Below are 10,492 nucleotides of genomic sequence, written 5' to 3'. Positions count from 1 at the left end.
ACACCCCGGCCCCCGGCATCGCGGCACTACAGTGGGTCGGACACACAGGCCAGCAGGCAAGGCAAGCAGCAGGGAGCGCATGACGTGCGGCCGGTAGGCAGCAAGTACCTGCTCGAGGAGCCGCTCGGACGCGGCGCCACGGGCACCGTCTGGCGAGCCCGCCAGCGCGAGACCGCGGGCGCCGAGGCGGCCGTGCCGGGGCAGCCCGGCGAGACCGTCGCCATCAAGGTCCTCAAGGAGGAGCTGGCCAACGACGCGGACGTCGTGATGCGGTTCCTCCGGGAGCGCTCCGTCCTGCTCCGGCTGACCCACCCGAACATCGTCCGGGTCCGTGACCTGGTCGTCGAGGGCGATCTGCTGGCCCTGGTCATGGACCTCGTCGAGGGCCCAGACCTGCACCACTATCTGCGGAACAACGGCCCCTTCAGCCCCGTCGCCGCGGCCCTGCTCACCGCCCAGATCGCCGACGCGCTCGCCGCCAGCCACGCGGACGGCGTCGTCCACCGCGACCTCAAGCCGGCGAACGTCCTGCTCCAGCAGTACGACGGGCAGATGCACCCGCTGCTGACGGACTTCGGCATCGCGCGCCTCGCCGACTCCCCGGGCCTGACTCGCACCCAGGAGTTCGTCGGCACCCCGGCGTACGTCGCGCCCGAGGGCGCGGAAGGCCGTCCGCAGACCTCCGCCGTCGACATCTACGGCGCCGGCATCCTGCTGTACGAGCTGGTCACCGGCCGTCCGCCGTTCGCCGGCGGCTCCGCCCTCGAGGTGCTGCACCAGCACCTGAGCGCCGAGCCGCGCCGCCCCTCCACGGTCCCGGACCCGCTCTGGACGATCATCGAGCGCTGTCTGCGCAAGAACCCGGACGAGCGGCCCAGCGCCGAGAACCTCGCCCGCGGCCTGCGCGTCGTCGCCGAGGGCATCGGCGTGCACGCGAACTCCGCGCAGATCGCCGCCGCCGAGGGCGTCGGCATGCTCCTGGCCCCCGACCCGGCGCCCGCGCCCGTCCCGGACATGTCCGGCCAGGCCGACCCCACCCAGGTCCTCCCGCAGGGCGCGGGTTCGTACGACCCGAACGCGGCGACCAGCGTCATGCCGCACACCGGCGGCCCGGCCGGCGCCTCCGACCCCACCTCGGTCATGCCCCACCGGGGCGCGGCCGACCCGACCGCCGTCATGCCGCCGGTCCCGCCGGGATCGCCCGGCCAGCAGGGCCAGGGCGGCGGGCCCGAGGACCCGCACCCCTGGCAGAACCAGCTGCGGGCCGCCCGCGACCGCAACGAGCAGACGCAGGTCCAGAACTACCTCGACCCGGGGCAGGACCCGCTGCGCCGCCGCCCCCAGCGTCAGGTCTCCCGGCCGCAGCAGGCCCCGCAGCAGCCTCCGCAGCGCGGTCGGCAGCCCCAGCCCGGACCCGGCTACGGCCATCCGCAGCAGCAGCCCCAGCAGTACGCCCCGCAGCACCAGCCCCAGCAGCCGCAGCGCTACGCCCCGCCCCCGCCGCCTCCTCAGCCGCAGCAGCCCCAGCAGCCGCAGCGCGAGCCCCGGCAGCCGAGGCAGCGCAGCGCCAACCCGATGCGGATCCCCGGGCTGGGCTGCCTGAAGGGCTGCCTCTTCACGATCGTCATCCTGTTCGTCGCCGGCTGGCTGATCTGGGAACTGAGCCCGCTCCAGGAGTGGATCGGCACCGGCAAGGGCTACTGGGACCAGCTCACCGACTGGTTCGGCACGGTGACCGGCTGGATCGAGAAGCTCGGCGGCTCTTCGGGCACGAACTGACCCGAACCGGCCTGCGAGGTTGGTGATTTGTCGACACCTGGCGGGTGATTTCCGCCCGGGCGGTGAAGGTTGGCTCTTCCTGCGCGTAGTTTTAGCGACAACACGCGTCGGTAGGAGCAGCCTTGGCACGGAAGATCGGCAGCCGGTACACCGCCCACCAGATCCTGGGGCGGGGCAGCGCCGGCACGGTGTGGCTGGGCGAGGGTCCCGAGGGCCCGGTCGCCGTCAAGCTGCTCCGCGAGGACCTCGCGTCCGACCAGGAACTCGTCGGACGCTTCGTGCAGGAGCGGACGGCGCTGCTCGGCCTGGAGCACCCGCACGTCGTGTCGGTGCGCGATCTGGTGGTGGACGGCAACGACCTGGCGCTGGTCATGGACCTCGTCCGCGGTACGGACCTCAGGACCCGGCTGGAGCGGGAACGCCGGCTGCCGCCCGAGGCGGCCGTGGCGATCGCGGCCGACATCGCCGACGGGCTGGCGGCCGCGCACGCGGCGGGCGTCGTGCACCGGGACGTGAAGCCGGAGAACGTGCTCCTGGACATGCAGGGCCCGCTCGGCCCCGGAGGCTCCCACCGTGCGCTGCTGACCGACTTCGGCGTGGCCAAACTCATCGACACCCCGCGCCGGACCAAGGCCACGAAGATCATCGGCACGCCGGACTACCTCGCCCCGGAGATCGTCGAGGGCCTTCCGCCACGCGCCTCCGTCGACATCTACGCGCTCGCCACGGTCCTCTACGAGCTGCTCGCGGGCTTCACCCCGTTCGGCGGCGGCCATCCGGGCGCGGTGCTGCGCAGGCACGTCACGGAGACGGTCGTCCCGCTGCCCGGCATCCCCGACGAGCTGTGGCAGCTGCTCGTGCAGTGCCTGGCGAAGGCGCCGGCCTCGCGGCTGCGGGCCTCGGAGCTCGGGGCGCGGCTGCGGGAGCTGCTGCCGATGCTGGCGGGCATGCCGCCGCTGGAGGTGGACGAGCCCGATCCGGAGTCCGCGGAGGAGACCGACCGGGAGGAGCAGCCGGCCGGCCCGGCCCCTTCCGGGGAACGGATCCGGCGGCGCGGCGCGGTCCCCCTCGTCCCGGGCGCGAAACCGGCTGACTCCAACCGCGACACCCACACCTCGATGCGCGTCCCGGCCCCCGACGAGCTGGCGGGCGGCGCCCACGGCACGGCCCGCGCCCCCCGCACCACCGGCACCCCACGCCCCGGCTCCGCCCGCAACCGTGCCGCCGCCCGACGCCGCCGCCTGGCGCTCGGAGCCGCCGCGATCGCCCTGGCGGCCGCGATCGGCGTGGGCGCCTGGCTCTCCACCTCGGACGACGACACGAGCACCCCTCCCCAGGACACGAGGAACTCGGCCCCACAGTCGCCCTGACGGACCGGGCCGTCGCTGGAACCCTGGTGCGACGCCTCCGGACACGGAGAACACGGCTCAGCGGTCTGCCCGGTCCGTTCCGGAGAACCGCCGCGAGCCGATTGCCCCCGGCATTGGCCGACATGCTGGGGCAGGTGCGGTGACGATCTGAGCGGGGGTCGGTCTGCCGACGCCGGGTGTCCGAGGCCGCGGTGCTGCCGGGGCACGGGGCTCCGTGCCGCCGGGACTCCGGGTCCGAGGCCGTGGTGCTACCTGGGCACCGGTTCCCGTGCCGCCGGGCACCGAGCCTCGTACGCCCGGGACTCCGGGTCCGAGGCCGTGGTGCTACCTGGGCACCGGTTCCCGTGCCGCCGGGCACCGAGCCTCGTACGCCCGGGACTCCGGGTCCGAGGCCGTGGTGCTACCTGGGCACCGGTTCCCGTGCCGCCGGGCACCGAGCCTCGTCGCCCGGGACTCCGGGTCCGAGGCCGTGGTGCTACTGGGACACAGTGTCCCTTGCCGCCGGGCAGCGGGTCCCCTGCCGCTGGGACTCCGGGTGTCCGAGGCCCCGGTGTTGCCGGACTCCGGGTCCCCTCCCGTCCGGACACCGGGAGCTGTTCCGCCGCGTACAGGAAGCCGTCCCGCCGGCACACCGGGCGTCCGAGGCCTCGTCCCGCCGGGACTCCGGGCCTCGTCCCGCCAGGACTCCGACAACAGGGCACCCGCGCCCCAGCCCCGCCCCCGGCGACGCCGCAGTGCCCAGTGCCTCCGGCGGCCCGTGCCGCCCGCCCGGCGTGGGCCGCCGGGCGGAGCCGTTACGCTGGAGGCGTGGCAGTCGTCGATGTATCCGAAGAGCTCAAGTCCCTCTCCTCGACCATGGAGTCGATCGAGGCCGTTCTGGACCTCGACAAGATGAGGGCAGACATCGCCGTGCTCGAGGAGCAGGCGGCCGCGCCGTCCCTGTGGGACAACCCCGATGAGGCGCAGAAGATCACCAGCAAGCTGTCCCACCTCCAGGCGGAGGTGCGCAAGGCCGAGGCCCTGCGCGGTCGCCTCGACGACCTGGGCGTCCTCTTCGAGATGGCCGAGGAGGAGGACGACCCGGACACCCGCGCCGAGGCCGAGTCCGAGCTCACGGCGGTGAAGAAGGCGCTGGACGAGATGGAGGTCCGCACCCTCCTCTCCGGCGAGTACGACTCCCGTGAGGCCCTGGTGAACATCCGCGCCGAGGCGGGTGGCGTCGACGCCGCCGACTTCGCCGAGAAGCTCCAGCGCATGTACCTGCGGTGGGCCGAGCAGCGCGGCTACAAGACCGAGATCTACGAGACGTCGTACGCGGAGGAGGCCGGCATCAAGTCGACCACCTTCGCCGTCCAGGCGCCCTACGCGTACGGCACGCTCTCCGTCGAGCAGGGCACGCACCGCCTCGTGCGCATCTCGCCGTTCGACAACCAGGGCCGCCGCCAGACCTCCTTCGCCGGCGTCGAGGTCCTGCCCGTGGTCGAGCAGACCGACCACATCGAGATCGACGAGTCCGAACTGCGGGTCGATGTGTACCGTTCGTCCGGCCCCGGCGGCCAGGGCGTCAACACCACCGACTCCGCGGTGCGCCTCACCCACATCCCCACCGGCATCGTCGTCTCCTGCCAGAACGAGCGGTCGCAGATCCAGAACAAGGCGACGGCCATGAACGTGCTCCAGGCCAAGCTGCTGGAGCGGCGCCGCCAGGAGGAACAGGCCAAGATGGACGCCCTCAAGGGCGACGGTGGCAACTCCTGGGGCAACCAGATGCGTTCCTACGTGCTGCACCCGTACCAGATGGTCAAGGACCTGCGCACCGAGTGCGAGGTCGGTAACCCCGAGGCCGTTTTCAACGGCGAGATCGACGGATTCCTCGAGGCCGGAATTCGCTGGCGCAAGCAGCAAGAGAAGTAAGTTTGTCGACAAGGCAACTGCCGCCATGAGCGCGGCGGTTGCCTTTTCTGTGCCCGGATGTCTGGGTTTTACATCACACTCACAGAGTTCGACTCTCCGCATAGCCCTCAGAGTTGGACATGGCGCCCGCAAACGCCCTTGACGTGTTCTTGAAAAATGGGAAGGGTAAAGCGCGGCATGCGTGTCTCTGGGGCGCATGTGAACCGGGGGGCCTCTTCACCGCAGCCTTCCCCGTCGAGCACAGCCCCGAGCGATGCCTAATGACGATGAGCTACTGGGGGTAGCAACCATATGACGAAGAAGACGCGGATCCGTGTCGCACGGATAGCGGCCGGCGCCGTGATCGCGGCCGGTGCCTCGCTGACCGCCGCCGGTGCCGCATCCGCCGCGGAGGCCGACAACTGCCTGCTCGGCATCCTGTGCGCCAAGGAGTCGCCCAGCCCGATCCCGACGCCGACGGGTGAGCCGACCGGCATCCCCACCGACGTGCCGACGGGTCTCCCGACCGACCCGCCGCCGTCGACCGAGGAGCCCACGGACGAGCCGACCGAGCCCACGGACGAGCCCACCGAGCCGACCGAGGACCCGACCGACGCGCCCACCGACCCGGGTAACGGGAACGGCACCGGCGGCGGCAACGGCAACGGCAACGGCAACGGTGGCAGCACCGGCGGCAACAACACCGACCCCGACGGCGGCACCTCCCCGCAGGAGGAGGGCTCCTCCTCCCTCACGGACACCGGCTCGGACTCCACCCCGGCGGCCCCGCAGGGCCAGGCCCAGGCTCAGGCCCAGGGCAACGGCGCGGAGCTCGCCGAGACGGGTGCCGCGCAGACCACCTTCCTGGTGATCGGCGCCGCCACGATGATCGCCGGCGGTGTCGGCTTCCGCCTCCTGCCGCGCCTCGTGGGCGGCCGCGGCGGGGCTGCCGCCTGACGGTAGCCACATCCGAACGGACCGTAGGCACAGTGCGAAGCCGAGGGCCCGGAGCGATTTCGCTCCGGGCCCTCGGCCGTGTCTGTGGTGCGGTCTGCGGTGCGCGCTGTTACGCGGTCTGGTGGGCCAGCAGGGCCACCGCGGCGATCAGGACCGTCAGCAGGGCGATCAGCGCCATCGGGTTCAGATTCGCGAGGAAGTTCTCCTGCTGCAGCCGCTCGCGGTTCGCGCGGCAGACGGGGCAGCGGCCCTCGCTGACGGGGGCCGCGCAGTTCGCGCACACCAGCCGGTCGTACGTCATGCGCTTGCCCTCCTTGCGACGGTTCCACGTGTCCAACGTGTGCGGGGAGGAGAATGTTCCCCTCTCCACTTTGCCAGGTTCCCCGGCGGGGTGCGCGGCCGCTGCCGAAGGTGTGCGTCCCCCGGGGGCCGGCACAAAACGGAACATCCGTGGCGCAACCACAGTCGGTGACTGCGCTGCCCTCCCCGGTTCGCGTATGGTCACGCTCATCTACCCCCGGCGACCCGTGGTGCATCCGTGATCCGATTCGACAACGTCTCCAAGGTCTACCCCAAGCAGACCCGCCCCGCCCTCAGGGATGTCTCCCTGGAGGTCGAGAAGGGCGAGTTCGTCTTCCTCGTGGGGTCCTCCGGCTCCGGAAAGTCCACCTTCCTGCGGCTGATCCTCCGCGAGGAGCGGTGCAGTCACGGGCAGGTGCACGTCCTGGGCAAGGACCTCGCACGCCTCTCCAACTGGAAGGTGCCGCAGATGCGGCGCCAGCTGGGGACGGTCTTCCAGGACTTCCGCCTGCTGCCGAACAAGACGGTCGGCGAGAACGTCGCCTTCGCGCAGGAGGTCATCGGCAAGTCGCGCGGGGAGATCCGCAAGTCCGTCCCGCAGGTGCTCGACCTCGTCGGGCTCGGCGGCAAGGACGACCGGATGCCCGGCGAGCTCTCCGGTGGTGAGCAGCAGCGCGTCGCCATCGCGCGGGCCTTCGTCAACCGGCCGAAGCTCCTCATCGCCGACGAGCCCACCGGCAACCTCGACCCGCAGACCTCCGTCGGCATCATGAAGCTGCTCGACCGCATCAACCGCACGGGCACCACCGTGGTGATGGCCACGCACGACCAGAACATCGTCGACCAGATGCGCAAGCGCGTCATCGAACTGGAGAAGGGCCGCCTCGTCCGCGACCAGGCCCGCGGTGTCTACGGCTACCAGCACTGAGACCGCACCCTAGATCACGGAAAGGCATAACCAGTCGCCATGCGCGCCCAGTTCGTCCTGTCGGAGATCGGCGTCGGTCTCCGCCGCAACCTGACGATGACCTTCGCCGTCATCGTCTCCGTCGCCCTGTCGCTCGCCCTGTTCGGCGGGTCGCTCCTGATGAGCGACCAGGTCAACACCATGAAGGGCTACTGGTACGACAAGGTCAACGTCTCGGTCTTCCTCTGCAACAAGAGCGACGCCGAGTCCGACCCCAACTGCGCCAAGGGCGCGGTGACCGACGACCAGAAGAAGCAGATCCAGACCGACCTCGGCAAGATGGGCGTGGTCGAGAAGGTCACGTACGAGTCCCAGGACGCGGCGTACAAGCACTACAAGGAGCAGTTCGGCGACTCCCCGCTGGCCAGCTCCCTCACGCCGGACCAGATGCAGGAGTCGTACCGCATCAAGCTGAAGGACCCGCAGAAGTACCAGGTCATCGCGACCGCCTTCGACGGGCGGGACGGCGTGCAGTCCGTTCAGGACCAGAAGGGCATCCTGGACAACCTGTTCGGGCTGCTCAACGGCATGAACTGGGCGGCGCGGGCGGTGATGGCGCTGATGCTCGTCGTCGCGCTGATGCTGATCGTCAACACCGTGCGCGTCTCGGCGTTCAGCCGGCGGCGCGAGACCGGCATCATGCGCCTGGTCGGCGCCTCGGGCTTCTACATCCAGGCGCCGTTCATCATGGAGGCCGCGGTCGCCGGACTCATCGGCGGGACGGTCGCCTGCGGGTTCCTCGTGGTCGCGCGGTACTTCATCATCGACCACGGTCTGGCGCTGTCCGAGAAGCTGAATCTGATCAACTTCATCGGCTGGGACGCGGTCCTGACCAAGCTGCCGCTCATCCTCGCCACGAGTCTGCTGATGCCGGCGTTGGCCGCGTTCTTCGCGCTGCGCAAGTACTTGAAGGTGTGACACATGCCAACAGGGGCCGTACGGACAACAGACCGTACGGCCCTTCCCCTTGTCCTAGACTCACCGGCATGTCAGGTCGTGACCCGTTCTGTCAGCCCCGCCGTATCCGCCGCGGGGCCGCCCTGACCTTGCTCTTCACGAGCGTGCTCGTCGCCGGCGCGGCCACCGGGTCCCTCCCGCAGGCCGACCGGAAATCCGCTCCGGACGAGGCCCGTTCGGCCGAGCAGGCCGGGCGCCACGCCGATGTCGCCAGGGCCGCAGAGGAGGCCATGGCCCACGGCAAGTCCCCGATGGAGGCCGCGAAGCGCGCGGTCAGCCGCAGCGGGGACCGCTGGGGCGCCGTCTACTCCCAGGGCGAGTACGAGGAGTTCGAGGAGTCCCTCGACGGCCAGTACACCGGCGTCGGCCTGTGGGCCCGCAGTGAACGGGACGGCCGTATCGAGGTGACGAAGGTGCGCTCCGGCTCGCCCGCCGCCACCGCCGGGATCCGCCCCGGGGACCTGCTGCGCAGCGTCGACGGCGAGAAGGCCGACGGGCGGCCCGTCACAGAGGTCGTCTCCTTACTGCGCGGGGACGCCGACGACGCCACCGCGGGCACCACCGTCCGTCTCGGCCTGGAGCGCGGCACGCGCGCGTGGAGCGAGACGCTGCGCCGGGCCCGGCTGTCCACGGACCCGGTCAGCGTCCGGGAAGTCGCCGGTTCGGTCACCGTCATCCGGGTCGACACCTTCACCAAGGGCTCCGGCGACCGGGTCCGCGAAGCCGTACGGCGGGCGCCGCGCGGCGCCGGCATCGTCCTCGACCTGCGCGCCAACTCCGGCGGCCTGGTCGCCGAGGCCGTCACCGCCGCCTCCGCCTTCCTCGACGGCGGCCTGGTCGCCACCTACGACGTCGACGGCGAACAGCGCGCCCTGCACGCCGACCCCGGCGGCGACACGACGAGACCCCTGGTCGCGCTCGTCGACGGCGGGACGATGAGCGCGGCCGAGCTTCTCACCGGTGCCGTCCAGGACCGCGGACGGGCCCTCGTCGTGGGCTCCCGCACCTTCGGCAAGGGCTCGGTCCAGATGCCGAGCAGGCTGCCCGACGGCTCCGTCGCGGAGCTGACCGTCGGGCACTACCGCACCCCCTCCGGCCGGGGGGTCGACGGCCGGGGCATCACGCCCGACCTGGAGACCGACGACGGAGCCCTCCAGCGGGCCGAGACCCTGCTGCGCGGCCTCGCCGGCCCGTCGTAATCGACTTTCCCGCGGCCCCCTCCGTAGTGCGAAAATGGACGGCACTATGGCTAAGGAAAAAGGGCGCAAGATGATCGCGCAGAACAAGAAGGCGCGGCACGACTACCTCGTCATCGACACCTACGAGGCCGGTCTGGTCCTCACCGGCACCGAGGTGAAGTCGCTGCGTCAGGGACGAGCGTCGCTGGCCGACGGCTTCGTGCAGATCGACGGCGACGAGGCGTGGCTGCACAACGTGCACGTGCCGGAGTACAGCCAGGGCACCTGGACCAACCACAGCGCCCGGCGCAAGCGGAAGCTGCTGCTGCACCGCCTCGAGATCGACAAGCTGCAGTCCAAGTCCCAGGAGACGGGGCACACCATCGTGCCCCTCGCGCTGTACTTCAAGGACGGCCGCGCCAAGGTCGAGATCGCGCTGGCCAAGGGCAAGAAGGAGTACGACAAGCGTCAGACGCTCCGCGAGAAGCAGGACCGGCGCGAGACGGAGCGGGCGGTCTCCGCGGTGCGCAGGAGGCAGGGGGCCTAGGTCCCCGCACGGCGCCCGGGGGCCCGGGGGTCTCCGGCGACCGGGGGAATACGCTGGCACCGACCCGCGTTGGTCACGTACGATGGCTCCTGCACCCCACGCAGGGCGCACGGATTGAAAAATCAACATGGGGATGATCGGTTTCGACAGCGGCTGTCGAAGCAGGGGAAGCGTGTCGAGGAAGCGGCCATGATCTCGTAAACCACAGGCCGAAAAAAATAATCGCCAATTCCAAGCGATCTGTCTCCCAGGGCGAGCTCGCCCTCGCTGCCTGATTTTCAGGTAGCGAGCAGCGGCTCCCCTACTTAAGGGAGTGTCAGCCCGGGGGTGTTCCCGACCCGGATCCTGGCATCATTCAGGGAACTAAACCTTGATCCCGGTCACGGGGTGAAGAGGGAAACCAAACAGTGACTGGGCCCGTCGGAGACTTGTCGGCGTGATCTCCGGGGCCGAGAAAAGCACAGCCGACTGCACACGGAGAAGCCCTCCTTCCGCACCGTTGGACGCGGGTTCGATTCCCGCCATCTCCACTCATCCCATGTGG

General features: G+C 70.8%; 9 protein-coding genes and 1 other RNA gene. 9 read left to right on the top strand and 1 reads right to left on the bottom strand.

Features of this window, described 5'->3' with window-relative positions; all coding sequences use genetic code 11:
* Nucleotides 1-84 precede the first annotated feature (84 nt).
* The 4 genes from ACFZBT_RS29340 (at nt 85) to ACFZBT_RS29325 (ending at nt 5,999) form a co-directional block, all read left to right on the top strand.
* Nucleotides 85-1,779 carry a protein kinase gene (locus ACFZBT_RS29340; protein ID WP_391109603.1) on the top strand — a complete coding sequence of 565 codons (1,695 nt, stop codon included), beginning with the start codon at nt 85-87 and terminating at the stop codon, nt 1,777-1,779.
* Between the two features lie 122 nt (nt 1,780-1,901).
* Nucleotides 1,902-3,149, top strand: a complete 1,248-nt coding sequence (locus ACFZBT_RS29335; protein WP_391109600.1) for a protein kinase — start codon at nt 1,902-1,904, stop codon at nt 3,147-3,149.
* An 807-nt stretch (nt 3,150-3,956) separates the two neighbouring features.
* Nucleotides 3,957-5,063, top strand: coding sequence for a peptide chain release factor 2 (gene prfB / locus ACFZBT_RS29330; protein WP_189723994.1), 1,107 nt, complete (start codon nt 3,957-3,959; stop codon nt 5,061-5,063).
* Between the two features lie 291 nt (nt 5,064-5,354).
* A complete protein-coding gene (locus ACFZBT_RS29325) occupies nt 5,355-5,999 on the top strand; it encodes a hypothetical protein (RefSeq protein WP_391109596.1) in 645 nt (214 codons plus the stop codon).
* Nucleotides 6,000-6,108: 109 nt separating this feature from the next.
* Here ACFZBT_RS29325 and ACFZBT_RS29320 read toward each other — a convergent pair whose 3' ends face one another.
* Nucleotides 6,109-6,300, bottom strand: a complete 192-nt coding sequence (locus ACFZBT_RS29320) for a hypothetical protein (RefSeq protein WP_031113103.1) — start codon at nt 6,298-6,300, stop codon at nt 6,109-6,111.
* Nucleotides 6,301-6,537: 237 nt separating this feature from the next.
* On the opposite strand from ACFZBT_RS29320, the gene ftsE reads away from it, so the two are divergent.
* The 5 genes from ftsE (at nt 6,538) to ssrA (ending at nt 10,481) form a co-directional block, all read left to right on the top strand.
* Nucleotides 6,538-7,227, top strand: coding sequence for a cell division ATP-binding protein FtsE (ftsE, locus tag ACFZBT_RS29315; RefSeq protein WP_184593314.1), 690 nt, complete (start codon nt 6,538-6,540; stop codon nt 7,225-7,227).
* A gap of 39 nt (nt 7,228-7,266) precedes the next feature.
* Nucleotides 7,267-8,184 carry a permease-like cell division protein FtsX gene (gene ftsX / locus ACFZBT_RS29310; protein ID WP_391109592.1) on the top strand — a complete coding sequence of 306 codons (918 nt, stop codon included), beginning with the start codon at nt 7,267-7,269 and terminating at the stop codon, nt 8,182-8,184.
* Between the two features lie 68 nt (nt 8,185-8,252).
* On the top strand, nt 8,253-9,422 hold the full coding sequence (locus tag ACFZBT_RS29305; protein WP_391109589.1) for a S41 family peptidase: 1,170 nt from the start codon (nt 8,253-8,255) through the stop codon (nt 9,420-9,422).
* A 46-nt stretch (nt 9,423-9,468) separates the two neighbouring features.
* A complete protein-coding gene (gene smpB / locus ACFZBT_RS29300) occupies nt 9,469-9,948 on the top strand; it encodes an SsrA-binding protein SmpB (protein WP_391109586.1) in 480 nt (159 codons plus the stop codon).
* 129 nt (nt 9,949-10,077) lie between these two features.
* Nucleotides 10,078-10,481, top strand: a transfer-messenger RNA (tmRNA) gene (gene ssrA / locus ACFZBT_RS29295).
* Nucleotides 10,482-10,492 lie beyond the last annotated feature (11 nt).

The sequence above is a fragment of the Streptomyces sp. NPDC008137 genome, assembly GCF_042957035.1.
In the GTDB taxonomy this organism is placed as follows: Bacteria; Actinomycetota; Actinomycetes; order Streptomycetales; family Streptomycetaceae; genus Streptomyces.
Note: the sequence above shows the minus strand (reverse complement) of the source record. Positions and strands in the feature narration are given on the sequence as shown.